Source organism: Pseudomonas germanica, from assembly GCF_019614655.1.
GTDB classification, from domain to species: Bacteria; Pseudomonadota; Gammaproteobacteria; order Pseudomonadales; family Pseudomonadaceae; genus Aquipseudomonas; species Aquipseudomonas neuropathica.
On record NZ_CP071586.1, the window covers coordinates 6,447,434 to 6,468,446 of the forward strand.

Consider the following 21,013-nt stretch of genomic DNA (forward strand, 5'->3'; position numbering starts at 1 on the left):
GCGCCAGTGTAGCGAATTCAACCGGGCAGTGCGCTCCAGTCAAACGGCTCGGCGAAGCTGACCGCGTCCTCGGCCATCAGCGGCCGCGCGACGAGGAAACCCTGCACGTATTCGCAGCCATGGGCTTGCAGCCATTGGTATTGCTCGATGGTTTCCACCCCCTCGGCAATCACCAGCAAACCGTATTGTTTGCACAGACTGATCACCGTACTGACCAGCGAGGCGTCGCGTTTGGAGTCCGGCAACCGCGCAATAAGATGGCGATCAAGCTTGAGGGTATCCAGCTCCAGATCACGCAGATGCGCCAGCGAACACGGCCCGGAACCGAAGTCATCCAGCGCCACCCGCACGCCCAGATTGCGCAGCAACCGCAGTTGTTTGCGGGTTTCGTCGGGATTCTGCATCAGCGCTTCTTCGGTGACCTCGACCTCCAGTTGCCGAGGCTGCAAGGCATGTCGTTCCATCACCTGACGCAACTCGGTGACCAGATTCGGCAGGCTGAACTGGGTGTTGCTCAAACTCACACCGAGCACCAGATCCTCGGCAAACAGGGTTTCCCAGGCTTTGCGCTGACCGGCACCACGATGATAAATCCAGCTGCCGAGGCGGCTGATCAGCCGCGCCTCTTCCAGCAATGGCAAGAACAACCCCGGCGGCACATCGCCAACGCTCGGATGCTGCCAACGCAACAAGGCTTCGAAGCCACGAATCTGGCCCGTGTCGATGGCCACTTGCGGCTGATACACCAAGTTGAAATCGCGGTTCTCGATGGCCGCACGCACACTTTCTTCAAGCATCAGTCGCGAGCGCGCCCGGCCGTTCATTTCATGATCATAAAAGCGATATTGCTGACGTCCGGCGCGTTTGGCCTCGTACATGGCGATGTCGGAGGCACGCAGCAATCCGTCAAGGTTGGAGCCGCAGTCCGGGTAAGTGGCGATGCCGATGCTGGCACCGAGAGCGATGTCCAACCCTTCAATCTGCTGACAGATCGACACCCGTTCGATGAGTTTTTCCGCAATCTTCGCCGCTTGCTCGGGAAACTCCAGATCCAGCAGCGCGGTAAATTCATCGCCGCCCATGCGCGCAAGAATGTCGAACGGCCGCAGACATGCCTTCAATTGCTCGGAAACCCAGCGCAACACCCGATCGCCGGCATCGTGACCGAGTGAATCGTTGACCCGTTTGAAGCCATCAAGATCCAGATACAGCAAGACCCAACTGCTATCACTGCGCTCACCACGCAACAGCAGATTTTCAACAGTCTGGTAAAACCCGCGCCGGTTGAGCAACCCGGTCAGTGGATCGGTCACCGCCTGGAATTCCAGTTGTTGGTGCAAGTGACGCACCACCGACATATCGAGCACGGTCACCACCATCGCATGCTGTTCGGCGGGCAACGCCGCACAGGACAGCGCCACCGGCACTTGCTGGCCGGGCGCGGTGCGCAGCAAGGCGTCGTGCAGCCTTAACGTCTCGCCACGCTTGTAGCTGGCATAAAACTCGGAATCGGCCCACAGCGGAATGTGCGGCTTCTGAAGAAAATCGAGAAACTCTTTACCTTCCAGCTCCTTCACCGGCGCATTCAATAACCGCGAAATCGCCGGATTGGCAAAACGGATCAAACCGTCTTCGCCCACCACCAGAATGCCCTCGGCGGCGTTATCCAACACCGAGGCATTGAAGGCGCGCGCCACTTCCAGGTCATGACTCAGGCGCTGCAAGGCGCGACGATTGCGCTGGTGTTCCAGCAACGCCTGCACCTTGGGCTTGAGGATCTGCGGGTCGAACGGTTTGAACAGGTAATCCACCGCACCACTGGCATAGCCCTTGATCACGGCGTCCTGGGATTGCTCGTTGGCGGTCAGAAAGATGATCGGCGTCAGGCGCGTGCGCTGGCTGCCACGCATCAGGCGCGCGACTTCAAAGCCGTCCATGCCCGGCATCTGCACGTCCAGCAGCACCAGATCGACGTCGTGGGAGAGCAGAATATTGAGCGCTTCGAAACCGGAGGCTGCCGTGAGGACGTGCCAATCCTGACGCTGCAGCAACGCGCGCATGCTGATCAGATTTTCAGGGTAATCATCAACGATCAAAAGGACAGAGCTGCCTTCACCTGGCGGGGGTTGCGCGCATTCCATGCTGCTTCTCTTGTCGGGACTTTCGGTCGGTTTCCGGTAAAAACCGCACACATACTGAGCCTTCACTCTAGTACTGGATCCAAGAAAGCAGAAGCTGTCATCAGGCCATCATTTAACCAAAGCGTGAGTTTGCCGACTAACGGTCACCGCTGAAGCCCCCGGAAACCGGCAGAGATGGCATTTCGACAGGATGTTGACGTCAATCATCTGCCAAACGGGCATTAACAAAAAATCCCTCTACGCTTATAAAGTCCGCCCCAAAACGTGCGGGCTAGAGCTTCTGGCACGTACGTGCAGTGAAACTTGAGTGGAAGAACCGACATGATCGATCTCGCAACCTGGAACCTCAGCGTTCCCGTTGGCAGCCCGCCATACACCGTCGAAACCTCCAAACTGGTGAACGGCTTCAAAGATCAGTACTTCCATTCCGATACCGGCACCTTGTTCTTCTGGTCACCGGTTACCGGGTCAAAAACCGAAAACGCCATCTACCCGCGCACCGAACTGCGCGAAACCTACAGCAACGGCACCCTGCGCAACTGGTATTACCCGGATGCCGACAATTCATTGCGCGCGACCGTCACGGTGAACAAAGTACCGAGCTCGGGCAAGATCGTCATCGGCCAGATTCATGCTTATGAAAGCCAGAAGCCGATGGTCAAACTTGAGTATCAGTACAAGACAAAAACTGAAACCGGCAACCTGGTAATCAAGGTGCGCATGCACCCCGATGATGACGAAAGCCGTGTCATCACCCTCGCCACCGGGGTCAAACTGGATCGCGAATTCAATTACCTCATCCACCTTAGCCCCGGCGGTGCGCTGGGTGTAAGTGCGGCGGGGTATCAGTGGGACTCACAGATCAGCGCGACGTGGCGCAACAAACCGTTGTACTTCAAGGCTGGGGTTTATGTGCAGGACAACACCGGGTACACCAGCGAAGGTGGCCAAGTGACCTTCTCCAAACTCGACATCGATCACGACAAATAACCCAATCCGCACTGCAGGACCTGCCAAAGGCTGCGATCTTTTGATCTTGTTTTTGATTCTAAAAAGACAAAATCAAAAGATCGCAGCCCTCGGCAGCTCCTACCTTTAAACAGTGCTGTTTAGATCTGTCGGCGGTTACTTCCGGATGCCTACAACAGCTTGCGCCGTTGCCTACCACTACGCCAGAATCCGCCGGCTTGTGCGCCTGGCGGGCCATCGGTAACTTGATTCGCGTCACTGATTTCCAGTGATCGGGTTTAGTAGCCCGTGGTGTTTTTCAGTTTTGTGCAAAGCGCATCCGTCGGTGATTGCTGTCCGACTTGATGGTGGCTGTGTGCAGGGCGCTTCGGCGCGCCGGTCAATGCTGAATACTCCCCGGTCTACTAACCTGCGCACAGCTGCCACCCTTCTTTTAGTAGAGAAGACGAAGCGGCTCCATCAGGAGTTTTCAGCTAATGATCAAATCAACGCCACACCCGCCAGAAACAGATCTCGCATCCCCCTACGAATCCCTCGATTCAAAAAAACTCAACGACGCCGCCGAACGCGCCCTTGACCATTACCTCAAACCGTCCGCCTTCATCATGGCCAGCACGCATAAACCCGAGCCCATGTACCTCGCCAACCCGAAGTACAACACCGAATCCCTGCTGGCCAACGCCAGCGAGACCCTGGGTTCAGCCAGCGAAATGCTCAACAACTTCGCCGCCATGCTCGACACCTCACACCGCAAGACCGCGCTAGGCATCGCGCAAGTGGTCATGCTTGGAGAACTGGCGGTGAATCAGGCGCTGGATCACGTTGAACTGAAGGAATAACCGCCCATAAAAAAACCCGCTTCATGGCGGGTTTCTTAAGCCAAATGGATTAAATGTTCCGCATACGCAACATCGACATCAAAATGTGACGGTAGCGCAACATGGAATGACTCTCCTTTAATCACCCGTCTCGGTATTCAACTACGCGAAAAACGTATAAATCGTGGCCTGACGCAGGCGCAGCTTACCGATCTAGCGGGACGGACACGATACAAGCAAATAAAGGGGACAAAGACACAAAAAGGGGACGGAATCTTGATAAATAAATCTGCCCCTTTTTTGCACTTTCAGCGAGATCTTAATCAAACAAATCAGTCAAACTTTGACATTGTCTCTTTTTGCCACTTCCTTGTTTTATTAAAAACCAGAACCCTTATAGCGAAAAAATATTAAAACCTGTCATTTATTACAGGTTACCTGCAACAACTTCTCGCCTAGTCTCATCGACGTAATACGAGACAACCTATTTGACTTTAATACTGAATACACGGAAGGTAAATATCATGAAAAATTACAATGGCTTCGTATTTAACGCCGCCGGCGAGGAACATGCCGCCACACTCAGATTTGACGATCCAGCCCAGCAAACTGGCAACATAAGTAACGGCTACATGGACTATTGCGGACTTGACTTCGTCGTCACTGGCACCTGCACGAAATCCACTTGGGCTTTTAAGCTTCAAGCGAAATCAGATGCCAAAAATAGAGATGAGCTAAACCATGGCCCAAGCACTCTCAATATTGATATGAAATCAACTGATGGAACCGACAGGAACTTGGAAGGTACGGTTACCGTTAAAGCAGGCGGGCCGTATGTAGGCCAATCCTTTGGAATCAGATTCACAAAAGGCTGACATCCTTTATTACCTATGAAACAGGGTGAATCAGTTAACCTTACATTCAGCTCCCCCTTCATATAACGCTGATATTTCACCTACAGCGAGATCGGCTTAATCTCTGAAGCAATATGCATTGCTCTTACTTTTAGATAACTTCGTCAGGCGAAATAGTCACCCACAAAAAACCCGCCTCACGGCGGGTTTCTTTTAAAGCAGTTCAACGCTCAGGCTTAATTAACCTTGGCGTTCAACTCACCCTTCAGATAACGCTGGTACATCGCTTCCAACGAGATCGGTTTGATCTTCGAAGCATTACCGGCAGTACCGAACGCCTCATAACGAGCGATACACACATCACGCATCGCCGTCACAGTCGCGCCGAAGAATTTACGCGGGTCGAATTCGCTCGGGTTGGTGGCCATCAGGCGACGCATCGCGCCGGTGGATGCCAGGCGCAGGTCGGTGTCGATGTTGACCTTGCGCACGCCGTACTTGATGCCTTCGACGATTTCTTCAACCGGTACGCCGTAGGTTTCTTTGATGTCGCCCCCGTACTGGTTGATGATCGCCAGCCACTCTTGTGGAACCGACGAGGAACCGTGCATCACCAGGTGGGTGTTCGGGATGCGTTTGTGGATTTCCTTGATGCGGTCGATCGCCAGCACGTCACCGGTAGGTGGCTTGGTGAACTTGTAGGCGCCGTGGCTGGTGCCGATGGCGATGGCGAGGGCATCGACTTGGGTGCGCTTGACGAAGTCAGCGGCTTCTTCCGGGTCGGTCAGCATTTGGCTGTGATCCAGAACGCCTTCGGCGCCGATGCCGTCTTCTTCACCGGCCATGCCGGTTTCCAGCGAACCCAGGCAGCCCAGCTCGCCTTCTACCGAGACGCCGCAGGCGTGAGCCATGGCTACGGTTTGTTGGGTAACGCGGACGTTGTAGTCGTAGTCGGTCGGGGTCTTGCCGTCTTCGCCCAGCGAGCCGTCCATCATCACCGAGCTGAAGCCCAGTTGAATCGAACGCTGGCAGACGTCAGGGCTGGTGCCGTGGTCCTGGTGCATGCACACCGGGATGTGCGGGAATTCCTCGATCGCGGCGAGGATCAGGTGACGCAGAAAAGGCGCGCCGGCGTATTTACGGGCGCCGGCCGAAGCCTGAACGATCACCGGGGAGTCAGTCTTGTCAGCGGCTTCCATGATGGCGCGCATCTGCTCAAGGTTGTTGACGTTGAAGGCTGGAACGCCGTAGCCGAATTCGGCTGCGTGGTCCAACATCTGGCGCATGCTGATAAGTGCCATTGTGTGTGTCTCTCCCGGTTGAGGGTCGTTAATCGTGCCAGCCTGCCGGAGCGGCGGCGGCTATTCAAGTGATTGCAGATCGGGGGTTGAGGCCCGGTCTGGTGATTCGATAAAGCCAATTCTTCAGAACTGCGCAGAACCCCTGTAGGAGTGAGCCTGCTCGCGATAGCAATCTTTCAGTCAATATTGCAGCGACTGTCAGGCCGCTATCGCGAGCAGTCTCACTCCTACAATGGGCCTGCGGTGTTGCAATTACTCGGCTTTGCAGCCGCGGCCGATCAGGTCATTGGTGGCGACCCAGTACACCAGGCCTTCCTCTCCCTTGACGTGAAACGCCAGCATGCCGTCGCTGTACAGCGTGCCCGAGGCGCCCGGTTCTTCTTTCAGGCGATAGACCTGATCACCGCCACCCAGTCGAACATCGACTTCCTTCTGGCCGGCATCGGCGTAGCGCCACAGCACTTTGGCCTGGCTGTCGCAGGTCCAGGTGGTCCAGTTGTCCGCCGGGGCAGAAGACTGAAACAGGTTCAACTGCGCGCAACCGCCCAACAATGCCAACGCCGCAATGGCGATCAAGCCTTTCATCCGTGTTCCTCGACTGACAGCACACGCCGCCAGCCCTGAGTTAAAGAGTCAGACCCGTCAAGGACAACCATGTTCCTTGGCCGGGGTTTGCGTCTCGTATTTGTCCAGGCCATCCGGCCCCGAGCGCTTATTCAGCACCGGGTTGGTTTCGGCCTGCCAGTCGGCCTGATAACAGCCCTTCTGCGACTCGCTCGGCGCCGGCGTGGCTTCGGCCTTCGGGTTACTCCCGCAGGCCGCCAGCGTACCGGTCAGCAACAACAGTGCTAACGACTTGACCATGTAAACACTCCTTTGCCTGGCCAAACGGGCGGCCTTAGGCCTTGGCCCGGCTTTCCAGGACTTCTACGGCTGGCAGCACTTTGCCCTCGACGAATTCGAGGAACGCGCCACCACCGGTGGAAATGTAGGAGATTTGCTCAGCCACGCCATATTTATCGATCGCGGCCAGGGTGTCGCCGCCGCCGGCGATGGAGAACGCCGAGCTTTCAGCGATGGCCTGCGCCAGCACTTTGGTGCCGTTGCCGAACTGGTCGAATTCAAACACGCCGACCGGGCCGTTCCACAGAATGGTTTTCGAAGATTTCAGCAGTTCGGCGAAGTTGGCTGCGGTTTGCGGGCCGATGTCCAGAATCATGTCGTCAGCCGCGACGTCAGCGATCAGCTTGACGGTGGCTTCTGCGGTTTCAGCGAATTCTTTGGCAACCACTACGTCAACCGGCAGTGGCACGCTGACTTTGGCAGCGATAGCGCGTGCGGTGTCGAGCAGATCCGGTTCGTACAGCGACTTGCCGACCGGGTGACCGGCCGCCGCGAGGAAGGTGTTGGCGATGCCGCCGCCGACGATCAGTTGATCGCAGATCTGGCTCAGGCTGTTCAGCACGTCGAGTTTGGTCGAGACCTTGGAGCCGGCAACGATGGCCGCCATTGGCTGAGCCGGCGCGCCGAGGGCTTTGCCCAGTGCGTCCAGTTCAGCGGCCAGCAGTGGACCAGCAGCCGCAACCTTGGCGAACTTGGCCACGCCGTGGGTCGAACCTTCGGCGCGGTGAGCGGTGCCGAAAGCGTCCATCACGAACACGTCGCACAGAGCAGCGTATTGCTGGGCCAGTTCGTCAGCGTTCTTTTTCTCGCCTTTGTTGAAGCGCACGTTTTCGAACAGCACGATGTCGCCGGCCTTGACGTCAACGCCGCCCAGGTAATCAGCCACCAGCGGCACTTCACGGCCCAGGGCCTTGCTCAGGTAGTCAGCGACAGGCTTGAGGCTGTTCTCGGCGGAGAACTCGCCTTCGGTCGGACGGCCAAGGTGCGAGCAGACCATCACGGCCGCGCCTTTTTCCAGGGCCAGCTTGATGGTCGGCAGCGAAGCCAGGATTCGCGCATCGCTGGTGACAACACCGTCCTTGACTGGGACGTTGAGGTCTTCGCGGATCAATACGCGCTTACCTTGCAGATCGAGGTCGGACATCTTCAACACGGTCATGGGTCGCACTTCCTACGGTTTTTTTGAAGTTGCTGTTTGCAGATAGTGTTCTGCAACGTCCAGCATTCGGTTGGCAAAACCCCATTCGTTGTCGAACCAGGCCAGGATGTTCACCAGCTTAGGGCCGGAAACACGGGTCTGACTGGCATCGACGATGGCCGAATGTGGGTCATGGTTGAAATCACAGCTAGCGTGCGGCAACTCGGTATAGGCGAGCAGACCTTTGAGCGGGCCGCTGGTGGCGGCTTCGCGCAGGATCCGGTTGACCTCATTGGCATCGGTCGCGGTGGCGGTCTGCATCGTGATGTCGAGGCAGGACACGTTGACCGTCGGCACGCGTACGGCTTTGGCCTGAATTCGCCCGGCAAGTTCCGGCAGCAGGCGCTCGATACCACGCGCCAGACCGGTGGACACCGGGATCACTGACTGGAATGCCGAACGGGTGCGGCGCAGGTCTTCGTGGTGATAGGCGTCGATCACCGGCTGGTCGTTCATTGCCGAGTGAATCGTGGTGATCGACACGTAATCGAGGCCAATGGCCTTGTCGAGCAAGCGCAACAGCGGCACGCCGCAATTGGTCGTACAGGAGGCGTTGGACACCAGCAGTTCGTCGCCGGTCAGGCAATCCTGATTGACGCCGTAAACGATGGTGGCGTCGACATCCGCCTCGCTGGCCATTGGCTGCGAGAACAACACACGTGGCGCGCCAGCGTCGAGAAAACGCTGGCCGTCTTCACGGGTGTTATAGGCACCGGAACACTCAAGCACCAGATCGACGCCCAGTGACGCCCAATCGATGCCTTCGGGGGTGGCACTGCGCAGGACCTTCACGCAGTCGCCATTAATATGCAGACAATCGCCTTCTACTCGCACCTCGCCCGGAAAACGGCCGTGAGTGGAGTCGAAGCGTGTCAGGTATTCGATGCTGGCCATGTCCGCCAGATCGTTGATCGCGACAATTTCAAACCCGGCTTTCTCGCCTCGCTCAAACAACGCACGCAAGACGCAACGACCAATGCGGCCGTAGCCGTTGAGTGCAACTTTGAAGGGACGCGGTTGAGGCATGGGGTTCTCGATAGTACGCAGGCAGACGTAATGTTTGTTGCAACACAACCCCTGTGGGAGCTGGCTTGCCAGCGATAGGGCCATTCGCTTCAACATATATGCTGACTGAACGGACGCTATCGCTGGCAAGCCAGCTCCCACAGGGATTGCGGTGACCCTGAGGCCACCGCGCTGTGCCTTAGTCTTCCAGCAGCTCTTCAGCCTGACCGAGGATGTTTTCCAGGGTAAAACCGAACTCTTCGAACAGGGCCGAAGCTGGAGCCGATTCGCCGTAAGTGGTCATGCCAATCACGCGACCTTCCAGACCCACGTACTTGAACCAGAAGTCGGCGTGTGCCGCTTCGATCGCGATACGCGCGCTCACCTGCAACGGCAGCACGGCTTGCTTATAGCCCGCGTCCTGAGCATCGAACACGCTGGTGCAAGGCATCGAAACCACGCGCACTTTGCGGCCCTGCTCGGTCAGCTTGTCGAAAGCCTGAACCGCCAGACCGACTTCCGAACCGGTGGCGATCAGGATCAGCTCAGGCTCGCCTGCGCAGTCCTTCAGCACGTAACCGCCACGGCTGATGTCGGCAATCTGGCCGGCATCGCGTTCCTGGTGTTGCAGGTTCTGACGCGAGAAGATCAGCGCCGATGGGCCGTCCTTGCGCTCCAGCGCATTTTTCCAGGCCACGGCCGATTCAACGGCATCGGCTGGACGCCAGGTGTCGAGGTTCGGCGTGGTACGCAGGCTGGTCAATTGCTCGATCGGCTGGTGCGTCGGGCCGTCTTCGCCCAGACCGATGGAATCGTGGGTGTAGACGTGGATCACTTGCTTCTTCATCAGCGCGGACATGCGCACGGCGTTGCGGGCGTATTCCATGAACATCAGGAAGGTCGCGCCGTAAGGCACCAGGCCGCCGTGCAGGGTCACGCCGTTCATGATCGCGGTCATGCCGAACTCGCGCACGCCGTAGTACATGTAGTTGCCGCTAGCATCTTCAGCGCTGACGCCCTTGCAACCTTTCCACAGGGTCAGGTTGGAACCGGCCAGGTCAGCCGAACCGCCGAGCAGTTCCGGCAGCAATGGGCCGAACGCGTTCAGGGTGTTCTGGCTGGCTTTACGGCTGGCGATGGTTTCGCCTTTGGCCGCAACTTCAGCGATGTAGGCCGAGGCTTTTTCCGAGAAGTCAGCTGGCAGCTCACCGCTCAGACGACGTACCAACTCGTTGGCTTCGGTCGGGAACGCTGCAGAGTAGGCAGCGAAACGCTGATCCCACTCGGCTTCGGCCGCGCGACCTTTTTCCTTGGCATCCCACTCGGCATAGATGTCGGCCGGGATTTCGAACGGGCCGTGGTTCCAGTTCAGCGCCTGACGGGTCAGGGCGATTTCCGCATCACCCAGTGGAGCGCCGTGGCAGTCTTCTTTGCCCTGCTTGTTCGGCGAGCCGAAACCGATGGTGGTCTTGCAGCAGATCAGCGTCGGCAGCGGGCTCTTGCGCGCGGTTTCGATGGCAGTCTTGATTTCTTCCGGGTCGTGACCGTCAACGTTGCGGATCACTTGCCAGTTGTAGGCTTCGAAACGCTTCGGCGTGTCATCGGTGAACCAGCCTTCGACTTCGCCGTCGATTGAAATGCCGTTGTCATCGTAGAAAGCGATCAGCTTGCCCAGACCCAGCGTACCGGCCAGGGAAGCGACTTCGTGGGAAATGCCTTCCATCATGCAGCCATCACCCAGGAACACGTAGGTGTGGTGGTCAACGATGTTGTGGTTTGGACGGTTGAACTGCGCTGCCAGGACTTTTTCTGCCAGAGCGAAACCGACGGCGTTGGCCAGACCCTGACCCAATGGGCCGGTGGTGGTTTCAACGCCCGGGGTGTAGCCGAATTCCGGGTGGCCCGGGGTGCGGCTGTGCAGCTGACGGAACTGTTTGAGGTCTTCAATCGACAGGTCGTAACCGGTCAGGTGCAGCAGCGAGTAGATCAACATCGAGCCGTGGCCGTTGGACAGCACGAAGCGGTCACGGTCGGCGAACGATGGATTGCTCGGGTTGTGCTTGAGGTAGTCGCGCCAAAGCACTTCGGCGATATCTGCCATACCCATAGGGGCACCGGGATGGCCGCTGTTGGCTTTTTGCACGGCATCCATGCTGAGGGCACGAATGGCGTTGGCACGCTCACGACGGCTAGGCATCGCTGATCTCCTGGGTGTGAATAGATTGAAACGGAAAAAAGGAGGGCATTTTCCCTCACCGGAGCGCCTCGGGGCAATGACAGATAGTCATCCGGAGGCGTTTTTCCAATGGATAGCAGTGGTTTCGGTAGGTGAAACCTTTCCGCTGTTCGTTTGTAGAGTTAACCGTTTCGGGAGAAGTGCCATTTATCGAGCAATATCAAAACTTTTTGATATTGGCCTTGCGATGATTTGCCCCCCTCTCTAGACTGCCAGCCCTATGAACTTACGCGTGCCTTCCATTCGCCATGACGATTGCGACGAGCTGGCGGCCCTGTGCAAGGCCGGCGGCGATCCGCTGCGCCTGAATGTATTGCGCGCGCTGGCCAACGATTCGTTCGGTGTTCTGGAACTGGCGCAGATTTTCGGCATTGGCCAGTCCGGCATGAGCCACCACCTCAAGGTACTGGCCCAGGCTGATCTGGTGGCGACGCGCCGCGAAGGCAACGCGATCTTTTATCGCCGCGCCCTGCCCCACACCGAATTGCTCGGCGGTAAGTTGCACGCTGCATTGTTAGAAGAAGTCGACAATCTGGATCTGCCTGACGACGTGCAAGCGCGCATCGAGCAGGTTCACGGCCAACGTGCCGCGGCCAGTCAGGACTTTTTCACCCGGGTGGCGGAAAAATTCCGTGCCCAGCAAGACTTGATCGCAGGCCTGCCGCAGTACCGTGACAGCGTGCTGGCCCTGCTCGACAAACTGAACTTCGATGGTGCAGCCACGGCCATTGAAGTCGGCCCCGGCGATGGTGCTTTTTTGCCGGAACTGGCGCGTCGCTTCGGCACCGTAACTGCGCTGGACAACAGCCCGGCGATGCTCGAACTGGCTCGCCAGGTATGTGAACGTGAACAGCTGGCTAACGTCAGCCTGCAATTGGCCGATGCATTGAATGGCACAAGCCTTACGGCCGATTGCGTGGTGTTGAACATGGTGTTGCACCATTTCGCCGCGCCGGCCGACGCACTCAAGCATATGGCCAACCTGCTGCAACCGGGCGGTAGCCTGCTCGTGACAGAGTTATGTAGCCACAACCAGAGTTGGGCCAGGGAGGCCTGCGGTGATCTGTGGTTGGGGTTTGAACAGGACGATTTGGCCCGTTGGGCCACCGCTGCGGGACTCGTTCCCGGGGAAAGCCTCTATGTAGGCTTACGTAATGGTTTCCAGATCCAGGTCCGCCATTTTCAGCGACCGGCTGGCGACACTCACCATCGGTAAATTCAGGAAAACATCGAGATGAGCGAATACTCCCTCTTCACCTCCGAGTCCGTGTCCGAAGGACATCCGGACAAAATCGCCGACCAGATTTCCGATGCGGTGCTGGACGCCATTATTGCCCAGGACAAACATGCACGCGTTGCCGTGGAAACCCTGGTCAAGACCGGCGTGGCCATCGTTGCCGGTGAAGTGACCACCAGCGCCTGGGTCGACCTGGAGCAGATCGTCCGTGACGTCATCTGCGACATCGGTTACACCAGTTCCGAAGTCGGCTTCGACGGCGCGACATGCGGCGTGATGAACATCATTGGCAAGCAGTCCCCAGACATCAACCAGGGTGTTGACCGTGCCAAGCCTGAAGATCAGGGCGCCGGCGACCAGGGCCTGATGTTCGGCTACGCCAGCAACGAAACCGAAGTGCTGATGCCAGCGCCGATCACCTTCTCGCACCAGTTGGTGCAGCGCCAGGCCGAAGCCCGTAAATCGGGTCTGCTGCCTTGGCTGCGCCCGGACGCCAAGTCGCAAGTGACTTGCCGTTACGAAGGCGGCAAGGTTGTCGGCATCGACGCCGTTGTTCTGTCGACCCAGCACAACCCTGAAGTGTCGTACAAAGACCTGCGCGAAGGCGTGATGGAGCTGATCGTCAAGCACGTGCTGCCTGCCGAACTGCTGAGCAAAGACACCCAGTTCCACATCAACCCGACCGGCCAGTTCATCATTGGCGGCCCGGTAGGTGACTGCGGTCTGACCGGTCGCAAGATCATCGTCGACAGCTACGGCGGCATGGCCCGTCACGGCGGCGGCGCATTCTCCGGTAAGGATCCATCGAAGGTTGACCGTTCGGCGGCCTACGCTGGCCGTTACGTTGCCAAGAACATCGTCGCGGCCGGCCTGGCCGAGCGTTGCGAGATTCAGGTTTCCTACGCGATCGGTGTGGCTCAGCCTACCTCGATCTCGCTGAACACCTTCGGCACCGGCAAGATCAGCGATGACAAGATCATCAAACTGGTGCGTGAAGTGTTCGACCTGCGTCCATACGCAATCACCACCATGCTCGATCTGCTGCACCCGATGTACCAGGAAACTGCAGCGTACGGCCACTTCGGTCGCGCGCCAGAAACCAAGACCGTTGGCGAAGACACCTTCACCACGTTCACCTGGGAAAAAACCGACCGCGCCGACGCCCTGCGTTCTGCTGCTGGTCTGTAAGACTCCCTGGCGGTACAAAAAGCCCCGCACGGTTCGCGCCGTGCGGGGCTTTTTCATGCCTGAAACCGGGAGTTCAACTCAGAACGCTCAGGTCGATGCATATCCAACAAATCACTCGGTCAGTCCCCTCTCCCCCCGGGAGTGTATGTACCGGAGACATGGTGGACACATGTTCGGAGACATGGTGGACGGTTTTAGATCTTCTTACCTGCCGTCACGATCTGCAAGTTCAAGTCGATTCGGGCGATACGATGTCTACTCCAGTAGACATCGTGGATGCCGTCCTCCGTCGTTTCCCTGATAGCCACTGACCTCCCGTAAAATGCCTTTCCAACTGTGTATTCACGATTGCCCCAGTAGATCTCGCCCTTCACCTGAACCTTCCTGACCACATCCCCATCATCGTACTCAGGCGCCGCCGGTTGCTCCTGATATTCCCGCGGGCTACTGCTGTAGCGAGTAGCAGGAACCTGCATGCCCAGTGCTTGATGCGGGCGCTTCTGGTTGTAAATCTCACGCCAGATATCAAACGCCCGTTGCGCATCGTCCAGATCGATGAAGAGCTGGCCTTGCAGGACTTCCCTTTTCAGGCTGCGGTGGAAGCGCTCCAGCTTTCCCTGGGTTTGCGGGTGATAAGGTCGGGAGTGGCCGACCTTGATGCCCTGGCTCATCAGCCAGACCTCCAGTGCGGTATAAACACCTGTCTGATCACCCCATGGCGAACCGTTGTCCATCGTCATGCGTAAAGGCAGGCCGAAACGCCGAAAGGTCCTGATTAGATGCTCCTGAACGGTTTGGCGCTGCTCATTAATGCATGCCGCGATGCACAGCGAAAACCGTGAATGATCGTCCAATATCGTCAACGGATGGCAACGCCCCTGAGCCAGGCTGATATGTCCCTTGAAGTCCATCTGCCAAAGATCGTTGGGCGCTTCATGCTCGAACCGGATAAACGGTTTGATCTCAGCGGCCTTTGGATCAACGCGCGAATGACGCTGTAAAACCGCATGCACGGTACTGACCGAAGGCATCACTTTGCCGTCGTCTTCCAGCACACGCTTGAGCTTGCGAGCGCCCCAAGCGGCGTACTCCTGACTCACGGTCAGAATCTGCTGCTCAACATCGTCAGCGCAACGTTTGGGTGATGTCTTTGGTTGTCGAGACTGATCGATCAATCCCTCTGCACCTGAGGTCTCAAACCTGTTGAGCCATTTGTAGGCAGTGCTTGGGCTGATATTGAATCGACGGCAAAGCTGCCGAACATTGGCCCCTTCTTGCCGAGCCAACAGCACGAATTCTGAACGAAGCTGCACGGTGGACACCTCTTCCCAAGACACAGGCCATCTCCTTCGCGATGAGCAATGTGTCTATTAAAATGTGTCCACCATGTCTCCGAACACCTGTCCACCATGTCTCCGGTACATACAGAGAGAGGGTTAGGGTGAGGGGCTGTTTTCACGGCCCAGAAACAAGCCGTAAAACACCCTTCCGGCGGAGTAAATATCTTCGCCTAACCTTCAAGCATTCCCCTTGAGCAAGGACGCTCACGATGCTTGCCACGCTGCGCCTGTTATTTATTTTCCTGCTGATGCCCGCAACATTCAGCGCGCAAGCCACCTGCCCAAACTGGCCCGCTGCACACGCCCAACGCGAAATCACCGCCCTGCAAAACCAGATCAATCAATGGGACGACGCCTACCACCGCGAAGGCCGCTCACTGATTGCCGACGAACTCTACGACCAATCCCTTGCGCAACTGAACGATTGGCGAGCGTGTTTCAAAGTGCCCTCGCCACCCGATCCTTTGCACACAGTTTCAGGCTCAAACGCGCACCCCATCGCCCATACCGGCCTGGATAAAATCCACAAAGATGAGGCCGTGGAGGCCTGGCTACATGATCGCAAGGATGTCTGGATACAACCCAAGATCGACGGCGTCGCAGTAACGCTGATTTATCGCGCGGGCGTTTTGCAACAGGTCATCAGTCGCGGTGACGGGGTTCGCGGGCAAGACTGGACGCCATCAGCACAGAAGATCGGCGCCATTCCTCAACACCTGACACAACCGCTGGATATGCTGGTGCAGGGCGAACTCTATTGGCGCTTGAACGAGCACGTGCAAGCTCGATCCGGCAGCGTTAACGCTCGCTCCACCGTCGCGGGACTGATGGGACGCAAAACCCTGGATGCCGCGCAAGCCGCCGGTATCGGACTGTTCGTCTGGGACTGGCCACAAGGCCCAGCGCAATTGCCCGAGCGAATCGCCACGTTGGCGACGCTGGGTTTCGCCACGATTGAACCGTACAGTCATCCTGTCGCCGACTTTGCTGCAGCACAGAAATGGCGCGATCACTGGTATCGCTCACCCCTGCCCTTTGCCACTGACGGCGTGGTACTGCGCCAGAGCCAACGACCACGCGCCGAACGCTGGCAGGCTCGCGCTCCGTATTGGGCAGTTGCGTGGAAGTATCCTTTTGCTCAAGCGCTGGCCGAAGTGCGCAAGGTCAACTTCAAGATCGGGCGCACCGGGCGCATCACGCCAGTACTCGAACTCAAACCCGTCATGCTCGATGACCGGGAAATCAAACGGGTCAGCGCCAGTTCCTTCAAACGCTGGCAAGACCTGGATATCCGCCCCGGCGACCAAGTGGCAATCAGCCTCGCCGGCCTGACCATTCCACGGCTCGACAGCGTGGTGCTGCGCGCCGCCGAACGCCCAGACCTCAACATCCCCAACGCCGACGACTTCCACGCATTGAGTTGCTGGCAACCCTCGCCCGGCTGCGAAAGCCAGTTTCTCGCTCGCCTGACCTGGCTCAGTGGCAAACAAGGGCTGGCGATGCAACATGTCGGTCGTGGCACTTGGGAGAAACTTCTCGAAACACGCCGCGTGAACAACCTGCTGGATTGGTTGACCCTCGACGCACCGGAGCTTGCTAACATTGCCGGCTTTGGCGAGCGCAGCAGCGAACGCCTGATGAACAGCTTTCACAGCGCCCGCCAGCGACCGTTCACTCAATGGCTCAAAGCCTTGGGCTTGCCGCCAACCGGTCAGGCACAACTGCCTGATTCATGGCAGGCGCTGGCACAACGAGACACCGAACAATGGCAGGCAGAACCCGGTATCGGCCCCGGTCGCGCAGCGCAATTGAGCGCCTTCTTCCGCGACCCGCAGGTGTTAGCCTTGAGCGATACCTTGCGGACCGCCGGCATCGACGGTTTCTGAGCACGCAATCCCGGTACCCCGGGAACCCAACCACCACCGAGGCGCTCCAACAGCGCAGTGCCGCCCCGACCCGATTGCCTTTGCACATGGAGCTTTTATGAAATTTCTCGCACCGCTCGCCATGCTGACCCTTTGTGGCGTGATGGCCACCCCTGTCATGGCCGACGAAGACGCCCCGGGCCTGACCGGTTGCGCGGCCAAGAAGCAAGGCATCATGAACCAGATCGAACAGGCCAAGTCGCGCGGCAACGCTGATCAGCAGGCAGGCCTGGAAACTGCCCTGCGTGAGGTGACCGAACACTGCACCGACGCGGGCCTGAAGAAAGAACGCGAAAACAAGGTGCTCGACGCCAAGCACGAAGTGAGCAAGCGCCAGGCTGATCTCGACAAGGCGATGAAGAAAGGCGATCCAGAGAAGATCAACAAGCGCAAAGACAAACTCGCCGAATCGCGCAAAGAACTTCAGGACGCGCTGGACGAAATCGATAAGTAAAAATCAATAGATCGCAGCCTGCGGCAGCTCCTATATTGATCAGGGTAGGAGCTGCCGCAGGCTGCGATCTTTTAAATATCAATGATCGCGAAACTGTTTATGACAAGCGCTGCAGGCATCTTCGACTTTCTGCACCGCAGGCCCGAGGTTGCTGGCCTTGTACGGTTGAATCTGACTGGCAATCACCAATTCACCGGTGGCAGCTTCGAGAGTGCGGGCCATTTCCTGAAACTTCGCCTGCTTCTGCCAGACATCGTCCTTGGCGCTGGTGTGATCTTCTTCGCGAACCTGCGGGAAATGCTTCCACGGCTCATGGGACAACGCATTGAGTTTGACCGCGCCTTCGGCGAACTTCGGCCCGTCGAACGGGATGCGTCCACGCAACATACCGCCGAGGTCTTCACCAGTCTTGAGCATCTGTTTGAAAATGGCCTTGCGCTGGCCCAGTGGAGAATTCGGATCGACACCGCCACAGGCGGACAAGGTCAGACAGGCCAGCAATACAACAGAAATGCTTTTAAGAGTCATGGTGGCTTCAGGTCACGGAATTCGGCGGCCAGTATCCTCGCGTCACCGCCAAACACCAATAGCCCTATTAAAAATACGGGTTGTTCGAGCGCATGGAGCACTCGGTCAACCGGCACAGGAATTACTCCATGAACAGCCCTTTCAAGGCCTGGCGTCACCCGCTGATCGCATCCCTGCCTCTAATGGCGATTCTCGCTGGCTGCACCGGCGGTGATAGCGCCAAACCAAAAACCCACGCACTGGCCACTTATTCCAGCGCCACCTGGGAAGCACTGCCGGCAGTATCCGATAGCGATCTGGTCGCCGGTTTCGGTTCGTGGCGTAGCGCCTGCACCCGACTCAAAGCTGATGCCGTATGGGGCTCCACCTGCGCCGCTGCGGCCAACGTACCGCAAAGTGCTGGCGAGATTCGCGCTTTCCTTAAGCAAAACCTCGACGTTTACGGCCTGCGCGCTGAAAACGACAACCCCAACGGTTTGATCACCGGTTACTACGAACCGGTCTACCCCGGCAGCCTGACGCCCACCGACACGGCCAATGTACCGGTGTACGGCGTGCCCGAAGACATGATCATTGTCTCGCTGGACAGCATTTACCCGGAGCTGAAAGGCAAACGCTTGCGCGGCCGCCTCGAAGGTCGCGTGCTCAAGCCTTACGACGATGCCGCCACTATTGAATCCAAAGGTGTAAAAGCCCCGGTGGTTGCCTACCTGACCGACCCGATGAATCTGCAATTCCTGCAGATCCAGGGTTCCGGGCGAATTCAGACCGATGACGGCAAACAGTTGCGCATCGCGTACGCCGATCAGAACGGCCATCCGTATCGCCCAATCGGGCGCTGGCTGGTCGAGCAAGGCGAGCTGAAGAAAGAAGACGTGACCATGAGCGCGATCAGCAACTGGGCCAAGGCCAATCCTTCGCGCATTCCGGAACTGCTGGGCAGCAACCCGAGCTACGTGTTCTTCACGCGCAACCCGGACAGCAATGAAGGCCCGCGCGGTTCGCTGAACGTGCCGTTGACTGCCGGTTATAGCGCGGCAGTGGATCGCAAGGTGATTCCGTTGGGCAGCCTGCTGTGGCTGTCGACGACAAAACCGGATGGCACGGCACTGGTTCGCCCGGTGGCGGCACAAGATACCGGAGGTGCGATTGCTGGCGAAGTGCGGGCGGATCTGTTCTGGGGCACCGGTGATGCGGCTGGACAACTGGCCGGGGACATGAAACAGCAGGGGCAGATCTGGATGCTTTGGCCCAAAGGCGCAGCGCTGCCGCAAGTGCCGCAGGTGGCTGATACAGAGAAGAAGTAACCCTTGGAATCTGCTGAGGTAATCAGATAGCTATCGCGAGCAGGCTCACTCCTACAGGGGAACGCATTCCTAATTTAGGAGTGAGTCTGCTCGCGATGAGGCCATCAGCAACACCGATAATCAAACAGACACAAAGAAGAACGAAGCAATCAACCCCATCCCCACAAACCACACCAGCGAGCGCAAGATCGCCCAGTCCGCCAGGTAGCAAATGATGTAAAGCAGGCGACTGGTGATAAACAGCACCGCCAGCACATTGACCGTTACCAGCTCCGCCGTCCCAACCAGGTGCGCAACAATCACTGCCGCCGCAAATGCCGGCGTCACTTCAAAGCTGTTCATCTGCGCGGCATGCGCACGCCTCGCCACGCCGTTGAGACTTTCGAGAAAGTCGCGCGGATCGTGGTTATCACTCAGCCGGTAGCCGCCCACGGCTTTCGCCACGCCGGTGCAGATATACGGCAGAAAAATCGCAATCAACACACACCACAGAGCCACCGTCATAACGCCGTCCTTTTTCGAGTTATAGAGTTCGCGAGCAGTCAGAACTTCATTACCAGCATGCCGATCAGTACCAGCCCACAGGCTAAGAGCCGCGGCCGGCCAAAAGGTTCTTTGAGGTAGCGCATACCGAACAGCACCACCAGAATTACGCTGATCTCGCGCAATGCCGCCGCTTCCGCAATCGAACCCAACTGCATCGCCCACAGCACCAGAGCGTAGCTGGCCAATACGCAGAAGCCCACCGCCAACCCCAGCTTCCATTGCTCACGCCAGAACAACATGAACGCCGGACGCTTGGCGACCCATGCCAACAGCGGAAACGGCCAGGCGCTGAGCAGCGTGACCCAGACCAGATAATCCAAAGGATGGGACCAGCGCCGCAACGCCTGGCCATCGATGTAGGTGTAGCAACCGATACACAGGCCGATCAGCGCCACCACCGGCAACATCGACCATGGCAAATGCTTGCCACCGCCACCCTGCCATAGCAGACAAACCATGCCGAACGGGATCAGCATGATGCCGAAGATTTGCTGCGTGGTGAGCACCTCTCCCGCGAAGATCAGGGTCAGCGCGAGCACCACCAAAGGCGATAATCCGCGCATCAGCGGATACACCAGCCCGAGATCGCCGACCCGGTAGGCTTGAATCAGAAGATAGCGATAAAGCAGTTCAAAAGCTGCCGAAGCGAGAATCCACGGCCAGATTTCCATGGGCGGCAAGCTTACGAATGGAAACGCGATGGCAACGACCAGCAGCGCCACGGTGTCCATGCACGCCACCACCAACAGTCGCTCGGCGCTGAACTTGATTAACGTATTCCACGTCGCATGCAGCAGCGCCGCCATCAATACCAACCCCGTCGCCAGCACGTCTTACCCCTTATTTTTATGAGTCCCCATGTAGGAGCTGCCGCGGCAGCTCCTACAGTGAATCGTCGAATAGTCAGATTATTGATTCGCGATGTGTCAGCAGCTGTTTATACTGCAAGCGACCACGCCGCACTCAGTTGCGCACAGAAAAATACCAATAATTCCTGCCTGCCCTGCTCTCATTCGAAAGCGGTCGTCGGCCTGCGTATGCCTGATCAAAGCGTCAAGACTAC

Annotated in this window: 19 protein-coding genes and 1 pseudogene; 9 read left to right on the plus strand and 11 right to left on the minus strand. The window is 57.8% G+C overall.

The genetic code is table 11. The annotated features are described in order from the left end of the window. Positions 1-17: 17 nt before the first annotated feature. Positions 18-2,141: a putative bifunctional diguanylate cyclase/phosphodiesterase gene (locus tag J0G10_RS28640; protein WP_095050241.1), complete on the minus strand. Its 2,124-nt coding sequence runs from the start codon at positions 2,139-2,141 to the stop codon at positions 18-20. Positions 2,142-2,462: 321 nt separating this feature from the next. Here J0G10_RS28640 and J0G10_RS28645 point away from each other — a divergent pair, with 321 nt between their 5' ends. The 4 genes and pseudogenes from J0G10_RS28645 to J0G10_RS28655 all read left to right on the plus strand — a co-directional run bounded on the left by J0G10_RS28645 (position 2,463) and on the right by J0G10_RS28655 (position 4,803). Then, complete coding sequence (locus J0G10_RS28645) at positions 2,463-3,131, plus strand: polysaccharide lyase family 7 protein (protein ID WP_095050240.1); 669 nt, start codon at positions 2,463-2,465, stop codon at positions 3,129-3,131. 455 nt (positions 3,132-3,586) lie between these two features. Beyond that, positions 3,587-3,949 (plus strand): DUF6124 family protein, encoded by a 363-nt coding sequence (locus J0G10_RS28650; RefSeq protein WP_116254339.1) that lies wholly within the window; start codon positions 3,587-3,589, stop codon positions 3,947-3,949. 120 nt (positions 3,950-4,069) lie between these two features. Then, positions 4,070-4,180, plus strand: a pseudogene (locus tag J0G10_RS30100) (helix-turn-helix domain-containing protein); the annotation flags it as partial. A 272-nt stretch (positions 4,181-4,452) separates the two neighbouring features. Next, on the plus strand, positions 4,453-4,803 hold the full coding sequence (locus tag J0G10_RS28655) for a hypothetical protein (protein ID WP_220557107.1): 351 nt from the start codon (positions 4,453-4,455) through the stop codon (positions 4,801-4,803). A gap of 215 nt (positions 4,804-5,018) precedes the next feature. Here J0G10_RS28655 and fba read toward each other — a convergent pair whose 3' ends face one another. The 6 genes from fba to tkt form a co-directional block, all read right to left on the minus strand. After that, entirely contained in the window at positions 5,019-6,083 is a 1,065-nt protein-coding gene (gene fba, locus J0G10_RS28660; protein WP_007913760.1) for a class II fructose-bisphosphate aldolase, read from the minus strand. 252 nt (positions 6,084-6,335) lie between these two features. Continuing rightward, positions 6,336-6,668, minus strand: a complete 333-nt coding sequence (locus tag J0G10_RS28665; RefSeq protein ID WP_008081029.1) for an MliC family protein — start codon at positions 6,666-6,668, stop codon at positions 6,336-6,338. A 57-nt stretch (positions 6,669-6,725) separates the two neighbouring features. After that, on the minus strand, positions 6,726-6,947 hold the full coding sequence (locus tag J0G10_RS28670; RefSeq protein WP_007913756.1) for a hypothetical protein: 222 nt from the start codon (positions 6,945-6,947) through the stop codon (positions 6,726-6,728). Between the two features lie 34 nt (positions 6,948-6,981). Further along, positions 6,982-8,145 carry a phosphoglycerate kinase gene (locus J0G10_RS28675; RefSeq protein ID WP_007913753.1) on the minus strand — a complete coding sequence of 388 codons (1,164 nt, stop codon included), beginning with the start codon at positions 8,143-8,145 and terminating at the stop codon, positions 6,982-6,984. 12 nt (positions 8,146-8,157) lie between these two features. Then, positions 8,158-9,210, minus strand: coding sequence for an erythrose-4-phosphate dehydrogenase (epd, locus tag J0G10_RS28680; protein ID WP_064388120.1), 1,053 nt, complete (start codon positions 9,208-9,210; stop codon positions 8,158-8,160). A gap of 178 nt (positions 9,211-9,388) precedes the next feature. Further along, on the minus strand, positions 9,389-11,386 hold the full coding sequence (tkt, locus tag J0G10_RS28685) for a transketolase (RefSeq protein ID WP_093429867.1): 1,998 nt from the start codon (positions 11,384-11,386) through the stop codon (positions 9,389-9,391). 259 nt (positions 11,387-11,645) lie between these two features. Here tkt and J0G10_RS28690 point away from each other — a divergent pair, with 259 nt between their 5' ends. Then, positions 11,646-12,641, plus strand: coding sequence for an ArsR/SmtB family transcription factor (locus J0G10_RS28690; protein WP_095049498.1), 996 nt, complete (start codon positions 11,646-11,648; stop codon positions 12,639-12,641). An 18-nt stretch (positions 12,642-12,659) separates the two neighbouring features. Further along, positions 12,660-13,850: a methionine adenosyltransferase gene (gene metK, locus J0G10_RS28695; RefSeq protein ID WP_095049497.1), complete on the plus strand. Its 1,191-nt coding sequence runs from the start codon at positions 12,660-12,662 to the stop codon at positions 13,848-13,850. A 194-nt stretch (positions 13,851-14,044) separates the two neighbouring features. Here metK and J0G10_RS28700 read toward each other — a convergent pair whose 3' ends face one another. Then, positions 14,045-15,187, minus strand: a complete 1,143-nt coding sequence (locus tag J0G10_RS28700) for an IS481 family transposase (RefSeq protein ID WP_220556126.1) — start codon at positions 15,185-15,187, stop codon at positions 14,045-14,047. 212 nt (positions 15,188-15,399) lie between these two features. Between J0G10_RS28700 and ligB the strand changes: the two genes are divergently transcribed. Both ligB and J0G10_RS28710 read left to right on the plus strand, forming a co-directional pair. After that, positions 15,400-17,076 carry an NAD-dependent DNA ligase LigB gene (gene ligB / locus J0G10_RS28705; RefSeq protein ID WP_220557108.1) on the plus strand — a complete coding sequence of 559 codons (1,677 nt, stop codon included), beginning with the start codon at positions 15,400-15,402 and terminating at the stop codon, positions 17,074-17,076. 97 nt (positions 17,077-17,173) lie between these two features. After that, positions 17,174-17,569, plus strand: coding sequence for a DUF1090 domain-containing protein (locus tag J0G10_RS28710; RefSeq protein ID WP_095049495.1), 396 nt, complete (start codon positions 17,174-17,176; stop codon positions 17,567-17,569). 78 nt (positions 17,570-17,647) lie between these two features. On the opposite strand, the gene J0G10_RS28715 is transcribed toward J0G10_RS28710, so the two are convergent. Next, positions 17,648-18,097 carry a c-type cytochrome gene (locus tag J0G10_RS28715; protein ID WP_095049494.1) on the minus strand — a complete coding sequence of 150 codons (450 nt, stop codon included), beginning with the start codon at positions 18,095-18,097 and terminating at the stop codon, positions 17,648-17,650. Between the two features lie 128 nt (positions 18,098-18,225). Here J0G10_RS28715 and mltA point away from each other — a divergent pair, with 128 nt between their 5' ends. Beyond that, positions 18,226-19,404 (plus strand): murein transglycosylase A, encoded by a 1,179-nt coding sequence (mltA, locus tag J0G10_RS28720; RefSeq protein ID WP_095049493.1) that lies wholly within the window; start codon positions 18,226-18,228, stop codon positions 19,402-19,404. A gap of 120 nt (positions 19,405-19,524) precedes the next feature. Here mltA and J0G10_RS28725 read toward each other — a convergent pair whose 3' ends face one another. Continuing rightward, positions 19,525-19,908 (minus strand): MAPEG family protein, encoded by a 384-nt coding sequence (locus J0G10_RS28725; protein WP_008081053.1) that lies wholly within the window; start codon positions 19,906-19,908, stop codon positions 19,525-19,527. A 38-nt stretch (positions 19,909-19,946) separates the two neighbouring features. Further along, positions 19,947-20,780 (minus strand): EamA family transporter, encoded by an 834-nt coding sequence (locus tag J0G10_RS28730; RefSeq protein ID WP_095049492.1) that lies wholly within the window; start codon positions 20,778-20,780, stop codon positions 19,947-19,949. Between the last annotated feature and the right edge of the window lie 233 nt (positions 20,781-21,013).

What these genes read in the sequence shown, in the direction of transcription:
- fba (WP_007913760.1), bottom strand. Translation starts at nt 6,083, where the DNA reads ATGGCACTTATCAGCATGCGCCAGATGTTGGACCACGCAGCCGAATTC.
- J0G10_RS28725 (WP_008081053.1), bottom strand. Translation starts at nt 19,908, where the DNA reads ATGACGGTGGCTCTGTGGTGTGTGTTGATTGCGATTTTTCTGCCGTAT.
- J0G10_RS28665 (WP_008081029.1), bottom strand. Translation starts at nt 6,668, where the DNA reads ATGAAAGGCTTGATCGCCATTGCGGCGTTGGCATTGTTGGGCGGTTGC.
- metK (WP_095049497.1), top strand. Translation starts at nt 12,660, where the DNA reads ATGAGCGAATACTCCCTCTTCACCTCCGAGTCCGTGTCCGAAGGACAT.
- J0G10_RS28715 (WP_095049494.1), bottom strand. Translation starts at nt 18,097, where the DNA reads ATGACTCTTAAAAGCATTTCTGTTGTATTGCTGGCCTGTCTGACCTTG.
- J0G10_RS28710 (WP_095049495.1), top strand. Translation starts at nt 17,174, where the DNA reads ATGAAATTTCTCGCACCGCTCGCCATGCTGACCCTTTGTGGCGTGATG.
- J0G10_RS28645 (WP_095050240.1), top strand. Translation starts at nt 2,463, where the DNA reads ATGATCGATCTCGCAACCTGGAACCTCAGCGTTCCCGTTGGCAGCCCG.
- J0G10_RS28675 (WP_007913753.1), bottom strand. Translation starts at nt 8,145, where the DNA reads ATGACCGTGTTGAAGATGTCCGACCTCGATCTGCAAGGTAAGCGCGTA.
- J0G10_RS28640 (WP_095050241.1), bottom strand. Translation starts at nt 2,141, where the DNA reads ATGGAATGCGCGCAACCCCCGCCAGGTGAAGGCAGCTCTGTCCTTTTG.
- tkt (WP_093429867.1), bottom strand. Translation starts at nt 11,386, where the DNA reads ATGCCTAGCCGTCGTGAGCGTGCCAACGCCATTCGTGCCCTCAGCATG.
- J0G10_RS28670 (WP_007913756.1), bottom strand. Translation starts at nt 6,947, where the DNA reads ATGGTCAAGTCGTTAGCACTGTTGTTGCTGACCGGTACGCTGGCGGCC.
- ligB (WP_220557108.1), top strand. Translation starts at nt 15,400, where the DNA reads ATGCTTGCCACGCTGCGCCTGTTATTTATTTTCCTGCTGATGCCCGCA.
- epd (WP_064388120.1), bottom strand. Translation starts at nt 9,210, where the DNA reads ATGCCTCAACCGCGTCCCTTCAAAGTTGCACTCAACGGCTACGGCCGC.
- mltA (WP_095049493.1), top strand. Translation starts at nt 18,226, where the DNA reads ATGAACAGCCCTTTCAAGGCCTGGCGTCACCCGCTGATCGCATCCCTG.
- J0G10_RS28650 (WP_116254339.1), top strand. Translation starts at nt 3,587, where the DNA reads ATGATCAAATCAACGCCACACCCGCCAGAAACAGATCTCGCATCCCCC.
- J0G10_RS28690 (WP_095049498.1), top strand. Translation starts at nt 11,646, where the DNA reads ATGAACTTACGCGTGCCTTCCATTCGCCATGACGATTGCGACGAGCTG.
- J0G10_RS28655 (WP_220557107.1), top strand. Translation starts at nt 4,453, where the DNA reads ATGAAAAATTACAATGGCTTCGTATTTAACGCCGCCGGCGAGGAACAT.